Consider the following 22,931-nt stretch of genomic DNA (forward strand, 5'->3'; position numbering starts at 1 on the left):
GTCCCTGGCGTGAAAACGCGTTACGGCTTCATCGACACGAAGGGGGAGCTGGTCATCCCCAGCCCCCATGGCACGCCCTTCACCTTCAACGAGGGCCACGCCCGCATGCCCGCTTTCGATGGCTGGGTCTTCATCGACGTGAAGGGGCAGGCCACGCTGAAGGTGAAGCGCGCCTTCACGGGCTTCAGCGATGGAATGGCCCTGACGGACGAGGGCTTCATCGACGTGAAGGGCACGCTCGTGTTGCCGGTGGAGTTCAAGGCGAACTTCACGAAGTACGTCGTGGCCGGGGCCACCTACGCGAATGTGGGGCGCTTCGGCTCGGGGCTCGCGCCGGTGATGCGCGCGGGGGCGAAGGGCTCTGACTCGTACATCGACCGGAAGGGCGAGGTGGTGCTGGACGGGTTCGGCGGCGGACTCGCCCGGCCCTTCGTCGACGGCAAGGCGCACGTCGTCTTGAAGAAGAGTCCCCCGGGTGAGGAGAGCCGGCTCATCGACCCCAAGGGCCAGTGTCTCGCCAGCTTCGACTTCAAGACGATGGGCCGCTTCTCGGATGGGCTGGCGCTCGTCGTGAAGGGCAAGAAGTTCGGCTTCGTGGACGCGTCCGGCGCCTGGGTGCTGGAGCCTGGCTTCTCCAACTGGGACGAGAGCCTGACGGAGTGTGCGTTTCGCGAGGGGCTCGCGCCCGTGAAGGTGAAGGGGGTGTATGGCTTCATCGACCAGAAGGGGGCCATGGTCATCGAGCCCCGCTTCCAGGCGGTGAATGGCGCGTTCTCCGAAGGGCTGGCGGCCGTGAAGCAGGATGGCAGGTTCGGCTACCTGCGCCCGGACGGAAGCTGGGCGGTGACACCCCGCTTCGCCTCCGCCCAGCCCTTCTCCCACGGCCTGGCCGTGGTGCTGAACGACTGACGGCGCGCTACAGCGACGGCGCGTCCGTGCCCGTGGTCAGCAGGTGCGCGGGCACGGGCGTGGCGGTGGCCACGTTCCAGCTGTCCGGCCGGCCCGCCACGTCACCGGTAGGCCGCACGCCATTGCCCAGCACGCCCGTCTTGTTCCGGCCCCAGGAGTAGATGGTTCCATCCGTCGCCGTGGCGTAGCCGTAGAAGGACTGCGCGGTGTTGTGCAGGGCCTTGAAGGTGACGCCCGGGGCAATCTGCACGGGACGGAAGACCATCATCTGGTAGTTGGACCAGTCCCAGCTGTACGGCGTGTGGTAGGTGGCGAAGTTCAGCATCACTCCGTTGCCCACCTCGCCCATCGCGCTGTCGCCCCAGCCCCACAGCGAGCCGTCGTCCAGAATCACGTGCGTGGCATGGCCACACGCGGACACGTGGACGATTTTGCGCGAGCCGAACTCGGGGAACGACAGTTGGACCGGGGTGGCCTTGGGAATCCAGCCGCCCGTCGGACTGCCGATGCCCAGGAAGGTGCCCTGGATGCCCCAGCCCCACAGGCTCCCGTTCTCGTCCAGCGCCACCGCCCAGCGGCTGCCTCCCGCGGCGAGCTCCTTCACCTTGACGGGGATGGTCAGCGGGTTCGGCTGCGCATAGCCCGCGTAATTGCCCGTGCCCAGGTTCTCCGCGGCGGACCCTCCGCCCCACGCCCACGCCTTGCCGGTGTCATCCAGCGCGAAGATGGTGTTGTCGTTGGTGGTGAATGCGGTGATTCGCACGCCCTGCGGGAGCGGGACGCGGGTGGGACGGGTGATGTTGCGCGGCGCCTGGTTTCCATCTCCCGCGATGCCCAGCGTGTTGCCAATCGCCGTGCCGCTCATGCCCCACACCCAGACGGAGCCGTCCGCCTTCAGCGCCATGTTGAACAGCAGCGCGCTGCGCACCGCGACGACGTTGTCGAACGTCGCGCCGGTGGAGTCCTGGAGGATGAGGTACGGCTGGCCGTTGTTCGGCGTCGTCGCGCGGTTGGGGTAGTCGTTCGTGGTGCCGTCGCCTCGCTGCCCGTAGAGGTTCTGCCCGAAGGTCCAGACGCGGCCCTGGACATCGAGCGCGAGACTCTGGAAGCCGCCGCCCGCCACGTCCTTGAAGAGCAGCCCCTGGGGCAGGGCGATGTCGACGGACGGGACCTGGTTGTACGGATTGGAGTGGCCCACGCCGAGCTGCCCCGCGCGGTTGGAGCCGATGCCCAGCACGCGGCCATCCACCAGGTAGAACAACTGGTACTCGGCGGCGGCGATGCGGGTCAGCCCCGCGAGGCTGTCACCCGCGTCGGCTGGCCCCGCGTCGGGTATCCCCGCGTCCTGCGTTCCAGCGTCGCTGATGGACGCCACTCCGAACTCATCTTCGGGCGACTCCTCTTTTCCCGAGTCACCCGACGACCCGGAGCACCCCAGAAGGACCACCGCGAGCGAGACGAAGAGCGTGCGTGATAGTGACATGTGGCTATTGTCACTGGATTGCTTGAGGTCCGGCAAATAACAGTTGCTGGGTGGAGGCGAGACTGCCTGCTCACTCATGTGCGCGAGCGTGCCCTTCAGAGGGGAGATGGGGGTGGGTGTGAAAGCCGGCGAGAGTCCGTGTACCTTGAGGCCATGTCACGCGGACGCGGTTGGATGTTGTGGGTGGGGGCCTTCGCCTATTGGACCTTGCAGGGGCTGGCGGCCTCCAGTGAGGCGCACTCCGTCCGGGGCGTGTCCTGGTCTCATGCGCTGCTCACGGAGGGTTTCGCCACCGCGCTGTGGGCGCCCATCACCGTCGCCGTCGTGTACTTCGGCCTGCGCTTCCCCTTCGAGCGGCGTCGCTGGCGCTCTCGTCTCGCCCTGCACGTGGGCGGTGCGCTCGCCGTCTCGTTCTTCCGCGCCACGGTCATCTACGCGTTGGACCCGTACTTCCACTGGTACGACGCGCCCCCCGCGTATACGGCGGTGCTGGAGCATGCGCTGCTCTACAACCCGTTCATCTACCTGACGCTCCTGGGCGTGGCGCACGCCCTCTATTACGCGGAGCAGGTCCGGTTGCGGGACACGCAGCTCGCGCGCGCGCAGCTCCACGTCCTCAAGTCCCAGCTCCACCCGCACTTCCTCTTCAACACGCTCAACTCCATCTCCGCCCTGGTGCACCGGGACCCGATGGGCAGCGAGCGGATGATTGCCCGGCTCAGCGACTTGCTGCGGGGCACGCTGGATGCGGCGGGCCGCGAGGAGGTGACGCTGCGGGACGAGCTGCGCACCCTGCAGCTCTACCTGGACATCCAGGGCGTGCGCTTCACGGACCGGCTCCAGGTGAAGCACGAAATCGAGCAGGACACGCTCGGGGCCCATGTGCCGCATCTGTTGCTCCAGCCGCTGGTGGAGAACGCCATCCAGCACGGCATCGCCCCGCGCTCCGCTCCGGGCACGGTGACGGTGTCCGCCCGGCGCGAGGGACCGGCGCTGCTCCTGGAGGTCCGTGACGACGGCGTCGGCCTGCGCGAGTCGACGGCCCCCAAGGCCTCGGGGAGTGGCAAGGGCCTGTGGATTACGCGGGAGCGGCTCGTCCAGCTCTACGGCCCGGACCACCGGCTGGAGCTGCGCGGGCGCTCGGAGGGCGGGGCGCTGGTGTCCCTGGCCATTCCCTTCCGGACGGAGCCGGCGACATGACGCAGCCCATCCGCGTGCTCATCGTCGACGATGAGCCCCTGGCCCGGGAGCGGCTCAAGGAGCTGCTCGCGGGCGAGTCGGACATGGCTGTCATCGGCGAGTGTCGCGATGGCGTCGAGGCCATCGCCGCCATCGGCAAGGAGCGCCCGGACCTGGTGCTGCTGGATGTGCAGATGCCGGAGCCCGACGGCTTCGGCGTGCTGCGCGCGGTGGCCCAGGAGCAGCAGCCGGCGGTCATCTTCGTGACGGCGCACCGGGACTTCGCGGTGCAGGCGTTCGAGGCCAACGCGCTCGACTATCTGCTCAAGCCCTTTGACCGGGAGCGCTTTCGTCTCAGCCTCTCTCGGGTGCGCGAGCGCCGCCGCACCGGGGCCACGGAGCTGGACGCGGACCTCATCGAGCGGCTGGACGCGCTGTCGCAGCGCCTGCCTCCCGCGTCGGAGCCGTACGCGACGAAGCTGGTGACGAAGGTGGGTTGGCGGATGCGCTTCCTGCGCGTGGAGGACATCGACTACCTGGAGGCGGAGGGGAACTATGTCTCCGTCCACCTGGGCAAGCAGTCGTACCTGGCGCGTGAGACGATGAATGCGCTGGAGGCGAAGCTGGACCCGAAGGACTTCGTGCGTGCGCACCGCTCGCTCATCGTCCGGGTGGACCGCATCGAGGAGGTGGAGCCGCTGCCTCCTGGCGAGTTCGTGCTGACACTGCGGGATGGGACGAAGCTGACGTCAGGCCGGAGCTACCGCGCCCGGCTCCAGCGGGCGTTGGACCTGCCCTCCTGAGCGGGGTGGGGCGGCGGTTCCACCGTTCGCCCCAGGACCTCCGCCGTTCGTCACAACTCCATCGCGAGCGTCGGGAGGTCGGGCGACTGTGTCTCCATCACAAGGAGACGTCGCATGAATCGTTTCATCCCTGGGAAGTCGTGGTCTCTGAGCCTCTTCGTCGCCATGTCCTCCATGACGATGGCGTGCGCCGCGCAGGAGCCGGAGTCCGCCAAGGTGGCGGAGGCGCTCGGTGCGCACGAGGTGTCCAGCGAGGCGCTGCGGTTCATGACCTGCCCCGCGGGCGGCAGCATCTTCGCTCCGGGAGAGGTCTCCCTTCCGGACCGCTCGGAGTACCGGCTCACCGTCTCCGCGGACGGCAACACGGCGTACTACCACGTGGATGCGGCGGAGGCGCCGTTCCAGGCCATCTACGAGACGCGCAAGGTGAACGGCCACTTCACCCCGGGGCAACTGGTGTCCTTCTCTGGCACGTACCTGGACACGGACCCGTTCCTCACGCCGGATGGCAACTCGTTGTTCTTCTCGTCCACCCGTCCCGTGACGGGCACCGAGGAGCGCGCGGACTCGGACCTGTGGGTGGTGCACAAGCAGGCGAATGGGAGCTGGGGCACGCCGCAACACCTGGGCCCCAACGTGAACTCGGACCGTCAGGAACTCTACGTCAGCGCGACGCGTGATGGGACGGTGTACTTCGCCAGCGGCACGTTCGACTCGGACTTCAACATCTACCGCGCGGAGCGCCGCGGCCCTGGTTACGCGCCCGCGGAGAAGCTGGGCACCGGCGTCAACAGCCCGGATTACTGGGAGTACAACTCGCACATCTCCGCGGACGGCCGCGTGCTCATCTTCGCCTCGCTCAACCGGCCGGAGGGTCATGGCCTGGGCGACCTGTACGCGAGCATCAACATCGGTGGCCGCTTCACCAAGGCCATCAACCTGGGTCCGGCGGTGAACACGGAGAAGGACGAGTTCCACCCGTCGCTGAGCGTGGACGGGCGTCACCTCTACTTCGTGCGGCAGACGTGGAACCCGTTCGTGCCGTCGGACTTCTACGGGCTCGACACCTATTGCCTGCTGTTCCAGTGACGGACGGGGAGCCCGCCGCCCGGGGCGGCGCTCTCTTGACGTGAAGAAAGGCGGGGCGGGCGGGGAGTGGCGGAGGGGCACTCCACGCTCGCCTCGCTGTTTCATTACCCCAGCCAGTAGAGGCCGCGCCGGGTGCGTAGCACCCGCTCCAGAAACTCCGAGAAGGAGCTGGCGATCTGCTTGCAGTAGGCCGGGTCCGGCCACGCTTCGTGGTTCCCGTCGAAGAGGGGGTAGCGGCCATTCTCCTGTCGGGCCACGTCCACCAGAACGTAGTTGCCGTCCTGCACATCGCAGAGCGCGTACACCGAGGCCGGTCCCCACTTGTCGTCATCCTCGCCGTAGATGGCCACCCTCGCCCGTGTGATTTTGTGCAACGGCAGGACGCGGTAAGGCGTCTCTGGTAGCCGCTCAACCAGCTCCGCTCCATTGCAGTGCAGGTAGAAGGCGCGCAGGTCGGGGTCCAACTTCCAGCCCACCCGGCGTTCGAACGAATCGACCTCTTCGGGCGCGGCGGGCGAATAGGGAAAGTGCTCGCGAGAGACCTCTTCGAGCAGGCTGCTCATGGGCGTGGCCATCGTCAGTGGTCCGAGTAGGGAAGATTGGGCCCCACTGTATTCCAGGGTGGCTGACCTCCGTAGCAGGCGGGATACGCCTTGTTGAAGACGGTATGCACGCCCGGCTTCACGGGGATGATGTTGTTGGGGTCCACCGGATCTCCGCCATGAAGAAGGTCCCGGATGTGGTGCCCGGGCCAGGCGACACCTTCCTCTTCAGGCCAGTCTCCGAACTTCTTGCTCCAGTCCTTTCGGAAGGAAGTTCGGAAGTTCTCCCACAACCTCCGCTCCTCCTCGTTCTTGTCTGGCGTCAGCTTGGGATGGTCGCAGCAGCAGTGGAAGATGCCGTAGCGACTGCCAGCTTTGACGGGAAGCGGTGGGGCGACCAATCGACCTTCCCATTCCAGCTTGATGTCGGCCAACCACATGCAGCCCATGACCCGAGCGCATTCACGCTGGCATGTTCGCATGAACTCCTGTCTGCACTGCCAGGGACCGTAGAAAAGGGTCGTCTTCATTCGCCCGCCGAGCACCGGAATCCAGGGCAGCTCTTTCTTCGTCGCTGGTTGGACTCCTGGAGATGGGTCGGAACCGGACCCACCTGTTCCGTGAGTCGTGGAACATCCGGCGAGAATCGCGACCAGCACCGTCGGGCGCAGCTTCAATGGGATTTCTCCTGGAGCTGGTCCTCTTCAGCAGGTCCATTCCGAAGAATTACCTGAAGGGCCTGACAGTGCTCTCACCCAAGCCTTCTGCTCCGGCCGGCGCATCCTGGTCCCACTGGAAACGCCTTCCCAGCACCCGATTCTGGACTTGACGAATGGGTGCTGGAGCTTGGCTTTGCCCCCGCCTCCTGCACACCGCGCAGATGGTTCTTGTGGTGAATGCCGTCGATCCGAAGCCCCCGCGGCCTGTCGTGAAGTACGAGAGGCAATCGCAGTCCGTGACGCCGCGTCTCGGGTTCCTAGCGGGAGGCGCGCTTCCCACGCGCGGCCGCTGCCTGGGCGGCGTACTGCCCGGGTGCTCGGCCCACGAGCGCCTTGAAGTCCCGGATGAAGTGGGACTGGTCGAAGTAGCCGAGCTGGAGCGCCAGGCTCGCCATGTCGGGGGCATCCGGTCGCGCGAGCTGCTCGGCGGCCTCATGCAAGCGATACCGCTGGATGACCCACTTGGGGCTCACGCCCACCGCCGCGCTGAATCTCCGCTGGAGGTTGCGTGGCTCCAACCCCGCGAGCGCCGCCACCTGCTCCATCCGCGTGAGCGTCGTGTCCACCGCGAGCCGCTCCACCAAATCCCTCAACCGGGCAATCGGCTCGGGCATGAGCGGCAGGCGAGGCCGCAGGAAGTCCTGGGCCAGCGTCATGCACCGGCGCACGTCCGGCTCCGCGAGGATGGCGTCCTTGAGCGCGATGCTGTCCCGGCCGAATACGGAGTGCAGGCTCACCGTGCGGTCCGTGAGCCGCGACAGCGGGCCCTTGAGCCAGGGCTGGAAGGCGGCGGGACGGAACTTGATGCCGAACACCCGGGACTGGCCCTGCAGCCTGCGGCGGAACCGACGCGACTGCACCCCCGCGATGCGCGCCTGTCCCCGCTCGAACACCACGTGCACGCACGGGTGGGGCAGGGTCTCCGCCAGCAGCGGTGGCTCCCCACGCAAGTCCCAGCGCACCGTCCAGAAGTGCTGGACGAAGGCCTCCAGGTCAGGCGAGGGCGCGAAGCGCTCGTGCGCAATCCTGCCCTCGGGGGCTGGGCGCTGAAGCACTCCACGGGGCGCATCGATGCGAGGGCGACTCACCGGCGCGCATTCTGTCGGCGTGTCGCGTTTTTGCAATCGACCGGAAACGGGCACCGGTATGGGTGGGCCACTCGATGAGGGGCCATCCATGATGAAGGCCAGAACGATGATGTGGACGTGGGTGCTCGGCGCCGTGCTCGCGCAGGGATGCGCGGGCAGTCAGGCCACGGTTTCCCCACGGACAGGGAGCGAGACGAACATGACGAAGCGTGTGCAGGGACCTTTCGACGTCAAGGTGAAGCCCCTGGCGCCGGACGAAGGCGCGGCGGCCTCGCCCATCGGCCGGATGTCCATCGACAAGCGCTACCACGGCGACCTGGAGGGCACGGGCGTCGGGCAGATGCTCGCGACGATGGATGACGGCAAGTCGGGCGCCTACGTCGCGATGGAGCGAGTCACCGGCAGCCTCCAGGGCCGCAAGGGCAGCTTCTCCATCCATCACACCGGGCGCATGACCCGCGGCGCACCCGAGCTCACCATCCTCGTCGTCCCCGACTCCGGAACGGACGAGCTCAAGGGCCTCACCGGCTCGATGCAGATTCAAATCGACGAGAAGGGTGGCCACACCTACGTGTTCGAGTACGCGCTGCCAGACGCGCCCTGAGTCCCGGGCCCGGGCCGCTCAGAGCAGGACGGAGCGGCCCGCCTTCAGCTCCTGATGGAGCGCATCCCCGAGGACCACCTGTCCGTCCTCGCTGAGGATGTGGGACTGGAGGACCGTCGCGAAGTCGCCGATGACGGCCTCCGGCTTCACCTCGCGCCACGACGCGTCGTCGGAGATGAGCGTGCCCACCTGGAGCGCGCCGAACTCCACCTGGTGTCCATCCTCGATGAACACCTTCGCGCTGAGCTTCCCGCTCACGCCCAGCGTGTCCACGTCGAACGAGTTGGCGTAGAGCACGTTCTCCACCGTGAGGTTCCCCGTCACGCGAACCTCCGAGCCACAGACCATGTCCCGCGCGCTCACGTTCCCCAGGACGTACAGCTTGGAGAAGTCGTCCTCGTTGTAGAACTGGTCCGCGAGGCAGCCCGTCACCGTCAGGTTCCCCACGACGATGACGACTTCGTTGGGCTCCATCTCGAAGTCCCCCTCGAAGGCGAGGTCCCCCTGGCGCAGCAGGAACTGGAGGTGCTCGTCGTCCTCGCTGAACGGCGTGTCGAGCAGGCTCTCCAGAATCATGTTCGCGCGAGCGCCGTCGATGGGGTCGAAGTTGTCAGCCATGCGAGGCAATCTAACGACCGCCCTCCAAGCCTCAAGCGCCCCGTGGCGTCACCTCCTTCACGGGCAGGGTGAGTGCTGGACTCTCAGCGCTTACTCGCTTCTCAGGGCCACTTGCGGATCCACCCGGGTGGCGCGGTGCGCGGGCAGCCAGGTGGCCAGCAGGGCCACCACGGCCACCAGCAGGGACAGCGAGCCGAAGACGACGGGGTCCGTGGCGCTCACGTCGAACAGCAGGCTGGACAACACGCGCGTCAGTCCCCAGGCCCCGAGGAGTCCCAGCGCGACACCCCCGAGCGCCAGCCGCAGGCCCTGGCCCAGCACCATGCGCAGCACGTCCGAGGCCTGCGCCCCCAGCGCCATGCGGATGCCAATCTCCCGCGTGCGCTGCCGCGCCGTGTACGCCATGACGCCGGACAGGCCCACGCTGGCGAGCAGCAGCGAGAGGACCGCGAACACCGCCACGAGCACTGACACGAAGCGAGGCCGCGCGGTGGACTCCGCCACGCGCTGCTCCATCGTCAGCGTCACGCCCACGGGCAGGTCCTTGTCCAGCGAGGCCACGACGGAGCGCACCGCGGCGGCCAGCGCCATCGGCTCGGCCTCCGTCCGGGCGACGAAGGACATGAGGAAGAGGGAGCGCTGGATCGCGGGCAGGTAGGCCTCCGGTCGGGTCTCCTGGGTGAGGCCGTCGTACCGCACGTCGCCCACCACGCCCACCACCGTGAGCCAGGGCGTCTCCGCGTCCCCCACGCGAATCCGCTGGCCCACCGGGTCCATCTTCGGGAAGTGGAGCCGCGCGGCCGTCTCGTTCAGCATCACCACGGGCTGCGACATGCTCGTGTCGGTGCTCGTCACGTCCCGGCCCTGGCGCACGGGGATGCCCAGCGACTCGAAGTAGCCCGGCGTGACGACCTGGAAGCCCACGCTCGCGCGCTCCTGGGGAGAAGGCGCCGGACGTCCCTCGATGTCCAGGTTGAACCAGATGTTGGCGCCTCCCAGCGGGAGGTCCGTCACCGCGCCCGCGCTCCGGACGCCCGGGAGCGCCGACACGTGCTCCACCACCTGCTGGAAGAAGGCCCCCTGTCGCGCCTCGTCTGGGTACTTCTCCTTTGGCAGCTCCAGGGTCCAGGTGAGCACGGATTCCTCGCGGAAGCCCGGGTCCACGTCCTGGAGGCGCGACAGGCTGCGCAGCAACAGTCCCGCGCCAATGAGCAGCACCACCGCCAGCGCCACCTCGCCCACCACGAGCGCGCCGCGCGAACGGCCGCCGCCCACGAGCTTTCCTCCACCCGCCTGTCGCAACACTCCGTCGAGGTCCGGACGCGAGGCCTGGAGCGCGGGCAGCAGGCCGAAGAGGAGCCCCGTGCCCAGCGACATGCACAGCGCGAAGGCCAGCACCCGTCCGTCCACGCGAACCTCGTCGAGCCGGGGCAGCTCCGCCGGCACCAGGCTCAGCAGGCTGTCCATTCCCCAGACGGTGAGGAGCAGGCCCAGCGCGCCCGCGAGCAGGCCGAGCAGCACGCTCTCCGTGAGGAGTTGACGCATCATCCGTCCGCGTCCCGCGCCCAACGCCGCGCGCACCGCCATCTCCTGCCGCCGCGCCGCCGCGCGCACCAGGAAGAGGTTGGCCACGTTCGCGCAGGCGATGGCCATCACCAGCCCCACCGCCGCCAGCAGCACCCACAACACAGGCCGCACGTCGCCGAGAATCTGCTCGCGCAGGGGCACCAGGGTGATGCCGGAGTGCAGGTTGCTCGAGGGGTACTCCTGCTCCAGCCGCTGGGCGACGGCGCTCATCGCCGCGCTCGCGCGCTCCATCGTCACGCCGGGCTTCAGTCGTCCGAGCACGCGCAGGTAGGTGGTGTCTCGGGACTGGCTGAGGTCCAGCGTCCCATCCGAGCCGAGCTGCGGGATGTCGTGCGACGGCGCGGGAACCCAGAGCTCGGGTGCATCGGCCGGCGTGGACGTCTGCGGTCCGATGCCGGGCAGGGTGAAGCGCTCCGGCATCACTCCGACGACCTGGTAGCCGCGGTCATCGAGGCGCACGTCACGACCGATGATGCGAGGGTCCGCGCCGAAGCGGCGCTTCCACAGCGCGTGGCTCAGCACCACGACGTGGCGAGGCCCTGTCTCCCCCTCGACGGGTTGAAACGCGCTGCCCAGGGCCGCCGGCACGCCGAGCACCTGGAAGTAGTTGGCGGACACGCTGGCGCCGCGCAGGCGCTCGGGCGTGCCATCGCCTGTCAGGCTGAGGCTGAGGCGGGAGAACGCCGCGAGCCCGTCGAACACGTCGCCCTGGGCGCGCCAGTCGAGGAAGTTGGCGGGCGCCACGGTCCACCGAGGGGTGCTCGGCATCCGCGTCCAGGCCAGCACCAGTCGGTCCTGCTCGGGGAAGGGCAGGGGCGACAGCAGCACCGCGTTGACCACGCTGAAGATGGCGGTGTTCGCCGCGATGCTCAGGGCCAGCGTGAGCACCGCGACGAGGGTGAACGCCGGATGCCGGGCGAGCATCCTCAGGGCGAGGCGAAGGTCTTGGGTGATGTCGGACAAGGCCCCTCCGGGGCGAAGGCTGCGGCTCCCCGCACGAAGCAAGGGTCGAGCCATGCCTCTTCTCCCAGGGCGCGTCGAGTGAAGGCCCGTGCTCGCCGCGCGTCGGGTTGCCCGACCCTGGGAAGTGGCTTCCCAGTTCCGGAACACCGGGTCAGGTGGGTGGCGGAGGCGGTGTGACTCCGAGCGACTCCTGCGCCAGCGCGAGCGGGTCTCCCAGCTCCGGCCGGGCGCCGCGCTTCGCGAGGGCCTTGGTCAGGGCCGCCAGCTTCTTGGCGAGCCAGGGCTCGAAGGGGCCCTCCTCCCGCAGCGGCAGGCTGTCTTCCACGAGCCAGACGACGAGCGAGCCATCCTGCTCGCTCTTGCCGAAGCAGTAGCCATTGACGTCGTTGCGGTCCTCGGACGCGAACATCAGGAAGCGGTAGACGTGATGGCCCGCCTCTCGTTCCCAGCGCACCCGGTCCCAAGCGCGACCCGGCTCGCCCATGCCTTGTGACTCCCGTGCGCGCCAGCGGGGTGGCAGGAAGGCCAGGCCCTTCTTGCCGGTGTTGAGCCAGCCATAGCCCACGGCCTCGACGAAGCGCTGATACGTGTCCGGCAGGAGCCCCGTGACGTCGGGGACCTGCTTGAAGGTCACGTGCAGGGGCTCCAGGTCCACCGGGTACTGCCCCGTGGCGCGCGGGCCCAGGGCCTCGCGGAACTGCTGCTCCAGCGCCCGCCAGGCGACCTCAAGCGGGACGGCGGGAGTCGTCGACGCCTTCTTCGAGGGGGAACGAGGGACCGCGGTCTTCTTTTGCGCCATGGAGTCCTGGCTCGTGGTGGTGGCCCCGTTTCCCTACCGCCCTCTCCATGGGCCAGCAAGCGCCATGCAGAGGGCGGCTCCGCGATGGTGGGATGAGCGGACGGCCGATACCTCACCGGCAGTGATGCGCGGAGGGGATTCCGCCTCGACTCGCGCCTCGGTGATGCGCGTGACGCTCAGCGCAGGACGCGGGTGAGGACCGCGAAGTCGTCCTGCCCGTGTCCCTTCTTCAAGGCCGCCTGGATGAGGGCGTCCATGGCGCGAGGGATGCCATCGTGGATGCCGCGCTCCTCGCACAGGTGCAGCAGGTGCTGGAACGCGACGTTGTGCGTCTCCAGTGTGGCCAGGGTCGCCTCGTCGGCGCCCAGCGTGTCCTTCTGGACGCGGGTGAGCACGTCCGCCACGGCGCCGTCGACGACGGGGGCCAGCGCCTTGACGAACGTCGCCAGCGTCTGGAGCGGGAGCTTCTCCGCGCGGCAGATGGCCACGGCCTGTAGCACGCCGAACAGGGAGCCCCACATGTGGACGAGCAGCGCGCTGTCGAGCGCGGACGCATGGCCCACGTCCTCGCCCACGTGCTGCGTGTTGCCCCCGAGCACGAGCAGCGTGGGTCGGTGTTTCTCGAACAGCGCGGCGGGGCCCGCGTACAGGAGCGTCCCCTCGGACAGGCCGATGAAGTCCGGCGTGCCCATGATGGCGCCGTCCAGGTAGTCGATGCCGTGCCTCCGCGCCCAGTCCGCCTGCTCACGCGCGAGGGCGGGGGCGCCGGACGTCAACTGCACGAGCAGCTTGCCTCGCAGCGCCTGCGTCACCTCGTCCTGCCGGACCAGGTGGTCGCTGGTGTCGTAGTCATTCACGTTCACCACGACGATGTCGGCGGTGTGCACCGCGTCCCGCACGTTGTCCGCGATGCGCGCGCCCAGCGCCGCCAGGGGCTCCGAGCGGGCCCGCGTGCGATTCCAGACCGTCGTCGCATGTCCACTCTTGAGGAACGCCTTGATGAGCGCGGAGCCCATGCGGCCCGCGCCGATGACACTGATGGATGGCGTCATGTTTGGATTGCTCCCTGGCTCGAATCAGAGCTGCGAGAGGCCGCCGTCGACGGGCAGCTCCGCGCCGGTGGTGAACGTCGCTTCGAAGCCGAGGAACAGCGCCGCGCGCGCCACTTCCTCCGCGGAGCCGATGCGCTTCATCGGCGTGATTTCCTCGCCCTCCTTCTCGAAGGCCGCCACCTCCTGGGGCGTGGCGCCGTGGACGCCCAGCGTGGGGGTCCTCGTGAAGCCGGGGCTCAGCGCGTTGACGCGGACACCTCGGGGCAACAGCTCCGAGGCGAGCACTCGCACGAACGAGCGCACCGCCGCCTTCGCGCCCGAGTAGGCGCTCATGCCCGGGTGACCGGACTCGTCCGCCACCGAGGTGGTGAAGACGAACGCCCCGCCCTCCCGGACGTGAGGCGCCAGCCGCTGCGCGGTGAAGAACGCGCCCTTGGTGTTGATGCCGAAGGTCTCGTCGTACTCGGCCTCCGACACCTGGTCGAAGGGGCGCAGCTTCGCGTAGCCCGCGTTGATGAGGACGAAGTCGACCGCGCCCAGCTTCTCCTTCACGAGCGCGGCCAGCGCGTCGATATCGCGCAGGCTCGCCGTGTCGGAGCGCACCACGCGCGCGCGGGGGCCCAGCTCCTTTCGCGCCGCGTCCAGGCCCTGCTCATTGCGTCCGGTGAGCAGCACCTCCGCGCCCTCCGCGAGCAGCGCCTTCACCGTCGCGAGCCCGATTCCCGCCGTGCCCCCGGTTACCACCGCCTTCTTCCCTGAGTACCTGCCCATGTGCATGACTCCCGACCGCCTGCTTGGAGGCGGGACCGCTCGCGGCCACCTCGCGTTGGATGTGGGAAAGGAATACCGACGGCCTCCGCGCGGGTCGCGCACGCGCGGATGTTTCGGGAGCACGAAAAGCCGGGGGTTCCTATATTCGGGGGCCATGAGTGAGCACGCGCGCCGACGTCCTCGAATCAGCCTCGGTGTCGAGTTGCGGATGACGCGTATGGGCGACGTGCGGCACGCCGCCAGCGCTGACCACTTCATCAGCCTCCATTCAGGCAAGCCCGTCCGGGTGTCCTGCCACTCCAGCTCCATCCGCTCGGTGCGCACGCGCGGTGACTTGAGCCTGATGCCCGCCGGCGCGTCCGACACCTGGGTGGAGGACGACGCGAGCACCGCGGTGGACCTGCGGCTGCCCCACTCGCTCTTGCGGATGGCCGCCGAGGACATGGGGTTGGACCCGGACAAGGTGGGGCTGGAGGAGCGCCACCACTTCCGCGACGAGCAGATAGAGCACATCGCCTGGGCGCTGGAGGCGGAGTCCCACGCGGACTTCCCCAACGGGCTGCTCTACCGGGAGAGCCTGGGGCTGGCGCTCGCGGCGAGGCTGTTGGCCCGGTACCGGACCGAGGCCGAGGTGCGCGGCGGACTCCCCGCGTCCCAGCTCCAGCGGGTCATCGAGTACATCGAGAAGCACCTGGACGAAGACCTCGCGCTCGCGTCACTGGCGCGCGTGGCGGGAGTCAGCGCGTCGCACTTCAAGACGCTCTTCAAGCGATCCACGGGGCTGCCCGCCCACGAGTACGTGATTCAGCGCCGGGTGGAGCTCGCCCGCACCCTGTTGCTGCGTGGGGAGATGCCCACGGGGCAGGTCGCGCTGGAGGCGGGGTTCTCCCACCAGAGCCACATGGCCCGGTGCATGCGCCGGGTACTGGGAGTGACACCGGGCGCCATCGTCCGCTCGCGCGCGTGATGGGGTGCCCGTGCTCAGGCCGGATTGTCAGGGGGCCTCGCGGAAACCTGACATACTCCTGTCACTGACAGGGTTCATAACTCCCTCCATCAACACGCCGCACCGAGGAGAACCCTGCCATGAGCGAGACCGCCCCCCAGAAGTCCCCCACCCTGAAGACGTACGTCGGCGGCTGTCACTGCGGCGCCGTGCGCTTCGAGGCCGAGTTCGACCTCGCGGCGCCGGTGAACCGCTGCAACTGCACCGTCTGCACCAAGATGGGCGGCACGACGACCTCGGTTCCGCCGAGCCAGTTCCGTGTCACCAAGGGAGAGAGCGAGACGGGCGAGTACCGGGTGGGTGACAGCCCCAACTACCGCCGCTTCTGCAAGCACTGCGGCGTCCAGTGCTACGGCGGAGGCTTCGTCGAGGAGATGGGCGGCCACTTCCGCTCCATCAACCTGGGCTGCCTCGACGGCGTGGACGTCTCCAAGCTCACCGTCCAGTACTGGGATGGCCGCTACAACAACTGGCAGGCCGGCCCGAGCAACCAGCCGTTCCCGCTGCGCGCCACCGCCTGAGTCGTCACCCCGAGCGTGTCGCCCATGCAGAGAGGGTGACACGCCCGCGCGGGCCCGCTGCAGAGGCATGTCTGCGTGACGATGCGGGACCCTACCGCGCTGCCCATCGTCTTGTCAGAAGTGAATGCCAGCATCCAGACCGCTGGCCTCCGAGGGTGGAGGCGCGAGGTGAAGAATGCGTTGTGGCCTCTGGATGCTGTGCATCGCCGTTCTTGTCTCGGGCTGCTCGGGAGTTGAACCCGCTACTCGCAAAGGTACGTTCCACCAGCGCTCCGCGTCACTTGGTGAGCGACGGGTGGAGGACACCTCCCGGGAAACTCTCCCTCCACGAGGTCCACGGAGCGACGCCTTTGACGTATTGCTTCGTGACGCGGGGATGGAGGACCGTGACGAACGACCTGTGAAGGGGAGTCCACTCACGCCCCCGCAGGCGGCGCGGCTTCTGGCAGCGCTGCTGGGCAGGGACGTGACGCTGGGGCAATTTCCGGCACGCGTCGCGGTGGGCTTCATGCTGCGCGAGGTTCTGGACAAGGGCGAGGTGTCGCGCGCCGAGTTGGTTCAGCGGGTGAGTCGCTTCGATCATCTGGCGGTACTCCGGCCTGACGGGTGCCTCGCATGGGTGCGCAGTGGCGGGACCCAACAGCGGGTGGGCTCCGTGGAGTGGCGCAACGGTGGCTTCCGGGCGCACGGCTTCGAACTGGGCCGCTTCTACGATGGGCGCACGGGCGTCTTCCGCGCGCTGGACGACGCGCTGCGGGAGGTGGATGGATTCCCGCTGGCGGATGTCCACGACGACGCGGATTACGTGGGCCGCACACTGGATGGAGCCGAATCCGCTGTCGTGAAGCTGGCGCTCTCCGTGGGTCACTTTCTCACCTATCCGATGGACAGCATCGCCGCCGTCAAGAACCTGCCCGCTGGCGTGGCCGCGCTCATTGAGTCATCGCCGGAATACTTCGAGCGCTTCCGATACATGACGCGGGGCGAGCAGATCGAGGCGGTGGCCGAACTGGCTACGGACCTCCTGCTCACGACGGGCACGGCGGCCGCCTCGACGCGCTCGGTGACAAGCGCACTGGCGGGCGCCGAGGCCACGGTGCCAGTGCTGGCCTTGTCCGCGCAGGGGACGCTGACCATCGAGCGCGTGGCGGTTCCAGTAGGGCGCGCGGCGGCGGTGTTGGGTGGCGGTCCCGGAGCCGCCATCATCCTTCAGCGCGCCAATACAACTACGGGGCATCCGGCCCCCTCTGGCGGAAAAGGGCCTGGGAATTGGGGGCCTTCTAGAGAGAAGGGGGCGTCCGAGCGCGCTCAGGCCTACCAGGAGCAGATTTCAGGTCACTCATACGACGACGCCTACTGGGTCGGGGGGATGGGTACGAAGGATGGAGGCGTGCGTTTCGACGGCTTCAAAGACGGCGTGCTCCTGGAGGCCAAAGGGCCTGGCTACGCGGCGTTCTTCGAGGACGACCTTGCCCCCAAGTACTGGTACAGAAATTCCGGCAAAGCACAGGATCTCATCGACCAGGCCGAACGGCAGCGTGACATCGTTCGGGGCATGGGCAACAGAATCGAGTGGCATGTTGCCGAGGAGCATGCTGCCAATGCCATCCGGAAGCTGCTTGAGGGCAACGGCTACAAGGATATTACCGTCGTTCACACCCCGGCACGGCTCCTGGCGCGCTGAGGAGAGAACCTCATGACCGCGCAACCCGCGCCCAAGACCTACCCTGAGACCTACTACGCAGGTGCCTACTGGGGGCCGCGACGAGAGTCTCCTGGAGAGTGCGCCCGGCGAGCGGTCACGTTCCTCAATCTGCTGGCCGCGTGTGACCCGTTGCTGGCTCACTGGAACAAGATTCCGAAGCCGCGAGGCAAGGGACGCAAGACCCCCCTCATGCCCCCTGACCTCTCCACGCTGACGGAAGCATATCGGCGCGGCGTCAATCGGGAGCCCGGTGGGCCAGCCTTTGAGCACTTGGGCCTGACTGTCTCGGCCTACAACGACGGCATCGGCCCAGACCTTGCCTCGTTGAGGATGCACTGCGGCAGCTCCGCCGAATTCAGCACTGCCAATGCGTGCGTCCTGTCGATCCCCTACAAGGGAGAAAACGCGGAGCGACTCCTCACACCGCCCGTGCTGATGGGGGTGGTGCGTAGCATGGCACTTGCCTGGGAACCTGACTGGGCGGTGGCCATGTCCGAGGCCTATCGGACGATGGACGCCAGGCAGGACGAGGCGGACATGTGGCTGGGCTGGGTGACCTATCTCGCGCGGAGTCGCGGCAAGGTGCCTCCACTTCCTGCTCCGGTGCGCATCGAGAGGGTGGAAGACCTGGGCACCCTCATCGTCCTGACGCCGGAGCGCTTCACCGTGGCCAACCCCGAGCACATGGCGCTGGCGCGGAGGGTGCGCGAGTTGCTGGCCAGGGCCGGCCTCATGCAGCCCGTTGCGCTCTGACTGGCGCGGCTCGACTTCTTCAGCGTGGCATGCCTGGACACATCGCCGCTCACCTGGGCCCGCGTCAGCGGTGGGCCACCGTCTCCTCCACTCCACGCAGGATGAGCTCCAGGCCGTGTCGGAACTCCTCTTCGTGGGTCATTCTCTGGGCGCGCCGCGCGGTCTCCCGGAGCAGCGGATACGTGGCGACGTCCAGCTCCGCGAGCGCGGCGGTGCCTTCGCCGGACAGCGAGCCCAGGTGCGTCAACTGGACGGCGCCGAACACGTAGCTGACCAGCGTGCGGAATGCGATGACTCGCGCCGTGCCGTCGAAGCCGCCCTCCGTGAGCAGTCCGAGCAGCGCCTCGGCCCACGCAAGCGTTCCTGTCGTGGAGTGGCGGCGGGTGAGCAGGAGGGGCGCGACGGCCGGGTGCTGGACCACCGCTTCCCGCACGCGCGTCATCAGCCCCATCACCCGCGTCGTCCACTTCGCGCTCGATGACGGCGCCGGCAGCTCGATGCCGCGCATCACCGTGTCCACCACGAGCGACTCCAGCGCCTCGCGGCCCTCGACGTAGCGATACAGCGACATGGTGCCCAGGCCGAGCGCGCTCGCCACGGAGCGCATCGTCAACGCGTCCAGCCCCTCCCGGTCGATGACGGTGAGCGCGGCGGCGGCGATGCCTGACGGAGTGAACGAGCGGGGACGGGGCATTCGGCGGCCAATGTAGCCCAGTGATTCCAGGGGGTTGCCCGCAGTGACGCGAAGTGTGTGCGTTTTCCTCCCACGGAGACACAACCTGGGCTCGCAAGAATCGAGAATACCCACGTAAGCCGCACTTCAACCTCTGGGCACCCCCACCATGAAGATTCGCGCCGACCTCCCGAAGCTTCCCGTCACGCGTCCCGCTGACTCTCGGCCCGCCGCCGCCACCGAGGTGAAGAACAAGGCCGTGGGCTTCGCGGAGGGCTCCTCGTTCGAGGCGCCGGTGCGCCCCGCGCAGGTGAAGCCGGCCGCCCCGCTGGCCCCGCCGGTGAAGTCCGGCCCCGTGGCCCTGGACAGCGAGGCCAGCAAGGCCGCCATCCAGACGACGGTGGACTTCCTCCAGAAGCAGGGCGCGCCCACCGTCTCCCAGCTCCTCGCCGGCAAGCCGGGCGTCAACGCCGCGGACTTCGCGCCGCGCGCGGTGGAGCAGGACGACCTGGGCATGACGCACGTGCGCATGGACCGCAAGAGCGAGGGCGTGCGCGTCTTCGGCGAGCAGGTGGTGAGCCACCTGACGGCGGAAGGCAAGGTCGACAGCGTCACCGGTGACGTGGCGACCATCCCCGCGGGCCTGGGCAAGAGCCCCACCAAGCTGTCCGAGCAGGACGCGCTGGCCGTGGCCCAGAAGCAGTTCGACGGCGCGACGGACCGCAAGCCCGTCACCGAGCGCGTCATCTTCAAGGACGCCAGCGGCGAGTACCGCTCCGCGTACCACGTGCAGCTGAGCAACACGACGGACGTGGGCCCGGGCAAGGACCCGCGCCGGATGAACTACCTGGTCGACGCGAACACCGGCAAGGTGCTGGAGCAGTACAACCAGATGGGCGGCGTGGGGAACCACGCGCACGGCGCCGACCACGCGCCCGCGAAGAAGCCCTCGCTCGTGGCCACCGAGCCCACCACGCCGGGCGCGGAGCCCACCACCAGCAAGAAGGACGACACCACCCAGTACAGCGGCAAGGTGGAGATCGGCAGCACGAAGACGGCGGACGGCAAGTACTCGCTGGAGGACACGACGCGCGGCGGTGGTGTGGTGACGCGTGACGCGCTCAACCGCGACCCGGACACCGACTGGACGACCAACGCCCCCATCACCGACGACAACAACGTCTGGGGCGAGAAGACCGACTCCGCGCGCAACAAGGACGCGGTGGACGCGCAGTACGGCGCGCAGGCGACGTACGACTTCTACAAGGAAGTGCTCGGCCGCGACTCCATCGACGGCAAGGGCGAGAAGCTCATCTCCGACGTGCACGTGGGCAAGGACTTCGCCAACGCCTTCTGGGACGGCGAGAAGATGAACTACGGCGATGGCGACGGCGACCAGTTCGGCTCGCTCACCACGCTGGACATCGCGGGCCACGAAATCACCCACGGCCTCACCGAGCGCACCGCCGGCCTCGAGTACCGCAACGAGTCGGGCGCGCTCAACGAGGCCTTCAGCGACATCATGGGCGTGGGCGTGGAGTGGCACGCCAGCCAGACGAACGACGCGGTGAAGTTCGACTGGACGGTGGGCGAGGACACGTACACCCCGAACAACGGCGACCCCACCGACGGCCTGCGCGACTTGAGCGACCCGTCCAGCGACGGCATGTCGCCGGACAACTACTCCAAGCGCTACAAGGGCTCGCAGGACAACGGCGGCGTGCACATCAACTCGGGCATCGCCAACAACGCCTTCTACCTGCTGTCCGAGGGTGGCAAGAACCGCACCTCCGGCACCGAGGTGAAGGACGGCATCGGCATCGAGAAGGGCCTGAAGATCTACTCCCGCGCGCTGAGCTTCTACATGACGCCGCAGACCAACTTCGCCCAGGCGAAGGAGGCCACGTACAAGGCGGCGCAGGACCTCTACGGCAAGGACTCCGTCGAGGCCGCGAAGGTGCTGGAGAGCTGGGCCGCGGTGGGTGTGAAGTAGTCGTCCGCTTCATCGCTCCTGGGTCGGTGGCTCGTGTTTCGGAGCCCTGACCCAGAAGCGCGGACCGGGCCCCTGCGCGGCGGCCCGGTCTCCTGGATTCACGTAGCGGCAGCGGTCCAATGAGAGACAGCCGCAGCCGATGCACCCCGTCAGCCCCGCCTTGAGCCGCTCGAGCTCGGCGATGCGCTCGTCGATTCGCTGACTCCACGTCCCGGACAGTCGGGCCCAGTCCTGTCGGCTGGGGACGGTGTCGACGGGCAGCCTGGCGAGCTCCCGGCCGACCTCTTCGAGGCTGAGGCCCACGCGCTGGGCGAAGACGATGAACGCCACGCGCCGGATGACGGGCCGGGCGAAGCGTCGGTGGCGCGCGGACGTCCGCTCGGAGCGGATGAGCCCTCGCTCCTCGTAGAACCGCAGCGCGGAGGTCGCGACGCCGGTGCGCCGGGACAGCTCTCCAATGGTGAGCAACGCGTCCATGCCTGGATATGCGTGCACTCCGCCTTGACTTCAAGTGCACTTGAAGTCGCAGATTCACGGGCGTGCATCGTTCGAGTCACGTGCGGGCAAGCGGGCGGGACATGGGGTCTCGCCGCCTGGCTTCGCCATGTCCGAGCGGCCATGGAGGGTGAAACGCATGCGCGCAATCCAGGTGTCGAGGTTCGGTGGGCCGGAGGTGTTGGAGCCGTGTGAGGTGCCCGAGCCGAAGCCCGGGGCGGACGAGGTCCTCATCGACGTTGCCTTCGCGGACATCATCTTCGTCGAGACGCAGATTCGGAGCGGCTGGGGACGAGAGTTCTTCAAGATGGAGCCGCCCTACGTGCCGGGCTTCGGCGTGGGTGGAACGGTGCGCGCGGTGGGGCAGGGCGTGGACCCGGGCTGGGTGGGCCGGCGGGTCATCGCCAACACGGAGCAGCACGGAGGTTATGCGGAGCGCGCTGTCGTCTCGGTGCGGAAGATGGTCGCGGTGCCGGACGGACTGGAGCTGCGCGACGCGACGGCGCTCCGGTCAGATGGACCCACCGCGCTGGGGTTGATGGAGAAGGCGGCGATTCGCCCGGGACAGTGGGTGCTCGTCACCGCGGCGGCGGGAGGGATGGGCGTGTTGCTGGTGCAGCTCTCGCACGCGGCCGGCGCGCGGGTCATCGGCGCGGCCCGGGGCGAGCGGAAGCTGGAGCTCCTCCGTCAGCTCGGCGCCGCCGTCGTGGTGGACTACTCCCAGCCGGGCTGGGCCCAGCGGGTGCTGGAGGCCACGGACGGGCGGGGCGCTGACGTGGTCTTCGATGGCGCCGGAGGTGAGCTGGGGCAGGCGGCCTTTGGTGCGACGGCGCAAGGCGGGCAGTTCTCCGCGCACGGAGCGCCCGCGGGCGGGTTCACGCAAATCGACACGGCCGAGGCGGAGCGGCGACACATCGCGGTGCGCGGCATCCAGCAGGTCCAGTTCCCCCTTCCGGAGCGCCAGCGACTGACGGAGCAGACGCTGGCGTTGGCCGTGGCGGGGAAGCTGCGGCCCGTCATCGGGCAGACCTTCCCATTGGAGAAAGCAGGGGATGCCCATGCGGCGCTCACCTCCCGGGGCGTCACTGGCAGGACGCTGCTGCTGCTGTGACGGGCGGGGACTGCGTTAGTCAGTCGTCCTGCTCCAGCTCCCACAGGGCCTGGACGCCGTCGAGCCACGGACGGTGCATGAGGCTCAACCTGCTCCACCGTGACGTCGTTTCCCACGCGGCGGAAGATCGCGTAGGGCCTGAAGGCTTCCGCCAGGTCCCTGTCCTGGTGGGACACCTCCCGGGTGCAGGCGGCGAACCGGGGAATCGCGTCGTGATTCTCCTGCCACTCGCGGACGCGCATGCCCCAGAGCTCGGTGAGGAAGTCCCCGCGGGTGGCGCTCGGCAGGTTGGCGGTATCCTCCATGTCCGCGTCCGACGCGGCCTGGAGGTCTGGTGTCTCCATCGCGGAGAAGATGATGCGATAGTGCACGTCATCGTGCGCCTCCAGTACTGCGCCGTAACCGTCCGGTCAGTGACGTGGCGTGAGCGGTTGAAGACGGACGGGTGCTGTGCTCGGCGAGCGCCGC

22 protein-coding genes are annotated in these 22,931 nt (G+C 68.5%); 11 read left to right on the forward strand and 11 right to left on the reverse strand.

Annotated features, from left to right (window positions below):
• Positions 1–9: 9 nt before the first annotated feature.
• Positions 10–909 carry a WG repeat-containing protein gene (locus HUW62_RS10850; RefSeq protein ID WP_368670382.1) on the forward strand — a complete coding sequence of 300 codons (900 nt, stop codon included), beginning with the start codon at positions 10–12 and terminating at the stop codon, positions 907–909.
• Positions 910–916: 7 nt separating this feature from the next.
• Here HUW62_RS10850 and HUW62_RS10855 read toward each other — a convergent pair whose 3' ends face one another.
• Positions 917–2,392 (reverse strand): hypothetical protein, encoded by a 1,476-nt coding sequence (locus HUW62_RS10855; RefSeq protein ID WP_176434368.1) that lies wholly within the window; start codon positions 2,390–2,392, stop codon positions 917–919.
• Between the two features lie 153 nt (positions 2,393–2,545).
• On the opposite strand from HUW62_RS10855, the gene HUW62_RS10860 reads away from it, so the two are divergent.
• From HUW62_RS10860 to HUW62_RS10870, 3 genes are all read left to right on the forward strand, one after another.
• On the forward strand, positions 2,546–3,592 hold the full coding sequence (locus HUW62_RS10860) for a sensor histidine kinase (RefSeq protein WP_176434369.1): 1,047 nt from the start codon (positions 2,546–2,548) through the stop codon (positions 3,590–3,592).
• Positions 3,589–4,374 (forward strand): LytTR family DNA-binding domain-containing protein, encoded by a 786-nt coding sequence (locus HUW62_RS10865; protein ID WP_163868885.1) that lies wholly within the window; start codon positions 3,589–3,591, stop codon positions 4,372–4,374. Before HUW62_RS10860 ends, HUW62_RS10865 begins: the two co-directional genes overlap by 4 nt.
• Before the next feature lie 114 nt (positions 4,375–4,488).
• On the forward strand, positions 4,489–5,463 hold the full coding sequence (locus tag HUW62_RS10870; protein ID WP_163868884.1) for a PD40 domain-containing protein: 975 nt from the start codon (positions 4,489–4,491) through the stop codon (positions 5,461–5,463).
• 104 nt (positions 5,464–5,567) lie between these two features.
• Here HUW62_RS10870 and HUW62_RS10875 read toward each other — a convergent pair whose 3' ends face one another.
• From HUW62_RS10875 to HUW62_RS49935, 3 genes are all read right to left on the reverse strand, one after another.
• Positions 5,568–6,038, reverse strand: coding sequence for an SMI1/KNR4 family protein (locus HUW62_RS10875; RefSeq protein ID WP_163868883.1), 471 nt, complete (start codon positions 6,036–6,038; stop codon positions 5,568–5,570).
• Positions 6,039–6,040: 2 nt separating this feature from the next.
• The gene (locus HUW62_RS48640; protein WP_240356863.1) at positions 6,041–6,445 is read right to left on the reverse strand and encodes a hypothetical protein; all 405 of its coding nucleotides are present in this window, start codon (positions 6,443–6,445) and stop codon (positions 6,041–6,043) included.
• 536 nt (positions 6,446–6,981) lie between these two features.
• Positions 6,982–7,812 carry a helix-turn-helix transcriptional regulator gene (locus tag HUW62_RS49935; RefSeq protein ID WP_176434371.1) on the reverse strand — a complete coding sequence of 277 codons (831 nt, stop codon included), beginning with the start codon at positions 7,810–7,812 and terminating at the stop codon, positions 6,982–6,984.
• Between the two features lie 88 nt (positions 7,813–7,900).
• Between HUW62_RS49935 and HUW62_RS10890 the strand changes: the two genes are divergently transcribed.
• On the forward strand, positions 7,901–8,416 hold the full coding sequence (locus tag HUW62_RS10890; protein WP_255203358.1) for a DUF3224 domain-containing protein: 516 nt from the start codon (positions 7,901–7,903) through the stop codon (positions 8,414–8,416).
• Between the two features lie 18 nt (positions 8,417–8,434).
• Here HUW62_RS10890 and HUW62_RS10895 read toward each other — a convergent pair whose 3' ends face one another.
• The 5 genes from HUW62_RS10895 to HUW62_RS10915 all read right to left on the reverse strand — a co-directional run bounded on the left by HUW62_RS10895 (position 8,435) and on the right by HUW62_RS10915 (position 14,206).
• Positions 8,435–9,034: a hypothetical protein gene (locus tag HUW62_RS10895; RefSeq protein ID WP_176434372.1), complete on the reverse strand. Its 600-nt coding sequence runs from the start codon at positions 9,032–9,034 to the stop codon at positions 8,435–8,437.
• 90 nt (positions 9,035–9,124) lie between these two features.
• Complete coding sequence (locus HUW62_RS10900) at positions 9,125–11,584, reverse strand: ABC transporter permease (RefSeq protein ID WP_176434373.1); 2,460 nt, start codon at positions 11,582–11,584, stop codon at positions 9,125–9,127.
• 151 nt (positions 11,585–11,735) lie between these two features.
• Entirely contained in the window at positions 11,736–12,383 is a 648-nt protein-coding gene (locus HUW62_RS10905) for a hypothetical protein (protein ID WP_163868877.1), read from the reverse strand.
• Between the two features lie 176 nt (positions 12,384–12,559).
• A complete protein-coding gene (locus HUW62_RS10910; RefSeq protein WP_176434374.1) occupies positions 12,560–13,435 on the reverse strand; it encodes an NAD(P)-dependent oxidoreductase in 876 nt (291 codons plus the stop codon).
• Positions 13,436–13,459: 24 nt separating this feature from the next.
• Positions 13,460–14,206, reverse strand: coding sequence for an SDR family oxidoreductase (locus HUW62_RS10915; protein ID WP_176434375.1), 747 nt, complete (start codon positions 14,204–14,206; stop codon positions 13,460–13,462).
• 208 nt (positions 14,207–14,414) lie between these two features.
• On the opposite strand from HUW62_RS10915, the gene HUW62_RS10920 reads away from it, so the two are divergent.
• The 4 genes from HUW62_RS10920 to HUW62_RS10935 all read left to right on the forward strand — a co-directional run bounded on the left by HUW62_RS10920 (position 14,415) and on the right by HUW62_RS10935 (position 18,191).
• On the forward strand, positions 14,415–15,173 hold the full coding sequence (locus tag HUW62_RS10920; protein WP_255203359.1) for an AraC family transcriptional regulator: 759 nt from the start codon (positions 14,415–14,417) through the stop codon (positions 15,171–15,173).
• Between the two features lie 119 nt (positions 15,174–15,292).
• Positions 15,293–15,733, forward strand: a complete 441-nt coding sequence (locus tag HUW62_RS10925; RefSeq protein WP_176434377.1) for a GFA family protein — start codon at positions 15,293–15,295, stop codon at positions 15,731–15,733.
• A gap of 376 nt (positions 15,734–16,109) precedes the next feature.
• The gene (locus tag HUW62_RS10930) at positions 16,110–17,417 is read left to right on the forward strand and encodes a Tox-REase-5 domain-containing protein (protein ID WP_240356859.1); all 1,308 of its coding nucleotides are present in this window, start codon (positions 16,110–16,112) and stop codon (positions 17,415–17,417) included.
• Positions 17,418–17,429: 12 nt separating this feature from the next.
• Complete coding sequence (locus HUW62_RS10935) at positions 17,430–18,191, forward strand: immunity 52 family protein (protein WP_176434378.1); 762 nt, start codon at positions 17,430–17,432, stop codon at positions 18,189–18,191.
• Positions 18,192–18,255: 64 nt separating this feature from the next.
• Here the strand turns inward: HUW62_RS10935 and HUW62_RS10940 are convergent, their stop codons facing one another.
• Positions 18,256–18,885 (reverse strand): TetR/AcrR family transcriptional regulator C-terminal domain-containing protein, encoded by a 630-nt coding sequence (locus tag HUW62_RS10940; RefSeq protein ID WP_163868870.1) that lies wholly within the window; start codon positions 18,883–18,885, stop codon positions 18,256–18,258.
• A 148-nt stretch (positions 18,886–19,033) separates the two neighbouring features.
• Between HUW62_RS10940 and HUW62_RS10945 the strand changes: the two genes are divergently transcribed.
• The gene (locus tag HUW62_RS10945; RefSeq protein WP_163868869.1) at positions 19,034–20,857 is read left to right on the forward strand and encodes a M4 family metallopeptidase; all 1,824 of its coding nucleotides are present in this window, start codon (positions 19,034–19,036) and stop codon (positions 20,855–20,857) included.
• A gap of 9 nt (positions 20,858–20,866) precedes the next feature.
• Here HUW62_RS10945 and soxR read toward each other — a convergent pair whose 3' ends face one another.
• Entirely contained in the window at positions 20,867–21,352 is a 486-nt protein-coding gene (gene soxR, locus HUW62_RS10950) for a redox-sensitive transcriptional activator SoxR (protein WP_368670383.1), read from the reverse strand.
• A 139-nt stretch (positions 21,353–21,491) separates the two neighbouring features.
• Here soxR and HUW62_RS10955 point away from each other — a divergent pair, with 139 nt between their 5' ends.
• Entirely contained in the window at positions 21,492–22,463 is a 972-nt protein-coding gene (locus HUW62_RS10955) for a zinc-binding dehydrogenase (RefSeq protein ID WP_176434379.1), read from the forward strand.
• Positions 22,464–22,931: the final 468 nt, after the last annotated feature.

Origin of the sequence: Myxococcus sp. AM011 (assembly GCF_013372595.1) — a bacterium.
Classification (GTDB): domain Bacteria; phylum Myxococcota; class Myxococcia; order Myxococcales; family Myxococcaceae; genus Myxococcus; species Myxococcus eversor.

Excerpts from the sequence above, each read along its gene's own strand:
- HUW62_RS10940 (WP_163868870.1), bottom strand. The coding sequence starts at position 18,885 with ATGCCCCGTCCCCGCTCGTTCACTCCGTCAGGCATCGCCGCCGCCGCG.
- HUW62_RS10875 (WP_163868883.1), bottom strand. The coding sequence starts at position 6,038 with ATGGCCACGCCCATGAGCAGCCTGCTCGAAGAGGTCTCTCGCGAGCAC.
- HUW62_RS10865 (WP_163868885.1), top strand. The coding sequence starts at position 3,589 with ATGACGCAGCCCATCCGCGTGCTCATCGTCGACGATGAGCCCCTGGCC.
- HUW62_RS10895 (WP_176434372.1), bottom strand. The coding sequence starts at position 9,034 with ATGGCTGACAACTTCGACCCCATCGACGGCGCTCGCGCGAACATGATT.
- HUW62_RS10955 (WP_176434379.1), top strand. The coding sequence starts at position 21,492 with ATGCGCGCAATCCAGGTGTCGAGGTTCGGTGGGCCGGAGGTGTTGGAG.
- HUW62_RS10930 (WP_240356859.1), top strand. The coding sequence starts at position 16,110 with ATGGAGGACCGTGACGAACGACCTGTGAAGGGGAGTCCACTCACGCCC.
- HUW62_RS10925 (WP_176434377.1), top strand. The coding sequence starts at position 15,293 with ATGAGCGAGACCGCCCCCCAGAAGTCCCCCACCCTGAAGACGTACGTC.
- HUW62_RS10905 (WP_163868877.1), bottom strand. The coding sequence starts at position 12,383 with ATGGCGCAAAAGAAGACCGCGGTCCCTCGTTCCCCCTCGAAGAAGGCG.
- HUW62_RS10945 (WP_163868869.1), top strand. The coding sequence starts at position 19,034 with ATGAAGATTCGCGCCGACCTCCCGAAGCTTCCCGTCACGCGTCCCGCT.
- HUW62_RS10870 (WP_163868884.1), top strand. The coding sequence starts at position 4,489 with ATGAATCGTTTCATCCCTGGGAAGTCGTGGTCTCTGAGCCTCTTCGTC.
- HUW62_RS10935 (WP_176434378.1), top strand. The coding sequence starts at position 17,430 with ATGACCGCGCAACCCGCGCCCAAGACCTACCCTGAGACCTACTACGCA.
- HUW62_RS48640 (WP_240356863.1), bottom strand. The coding sequence starts at position 6,445 with ATGTGGTTGGCCGACATCAAGCTGGAATGGGAAGGTCGATTGGTCGCC.
- HUW62_RS10890 (WP_255203358.1), top strand. The coding sequence starts at position 7,901 with ATGATGAAGGCCAGAACGATGATGTGGACGTGGGTGCTCGGCGCCGTG.
- HUW62_RS10915 (WP_176434375.1), bottom strand. The coding sequence starts at position 14,206 with ATGGGCAGGTACTCAGGGAAGAAGGCGGTGGTAACCGGGGGCACGGCG.
- HUW62_RS10920 (WP_255203359.1), top strand. The coding sequence starts at position 14,415 with ATGACGCGTATGGGCGACGTGCGGCACGCCGCCAGCGCTGACCACTTC.
- HUW62_RS10855 (WP_176434368.1), bottom strand. The coding sequence starts at position 2,392 with ATGTCACTATCACGCACGCTCTTCGTCTCGCTCGCGGTGGTCCTTCTG.
- HUW62_RS10910 (WP_176434374.1), bottom strand. The coding sequence starts at position 13,435 with ATGACGCCATCCATCAGTGTCATCGGCGCGGGCCGCATGGGCTCCGCG.
- HUW62_RS10860 (WP_176434369.1), top strand. The coding sequence starts at position 2,546 with ATGTCACGCGGACGCGGTTGGATGTTGTGGGTGGGGGCCTTCGCCTAT.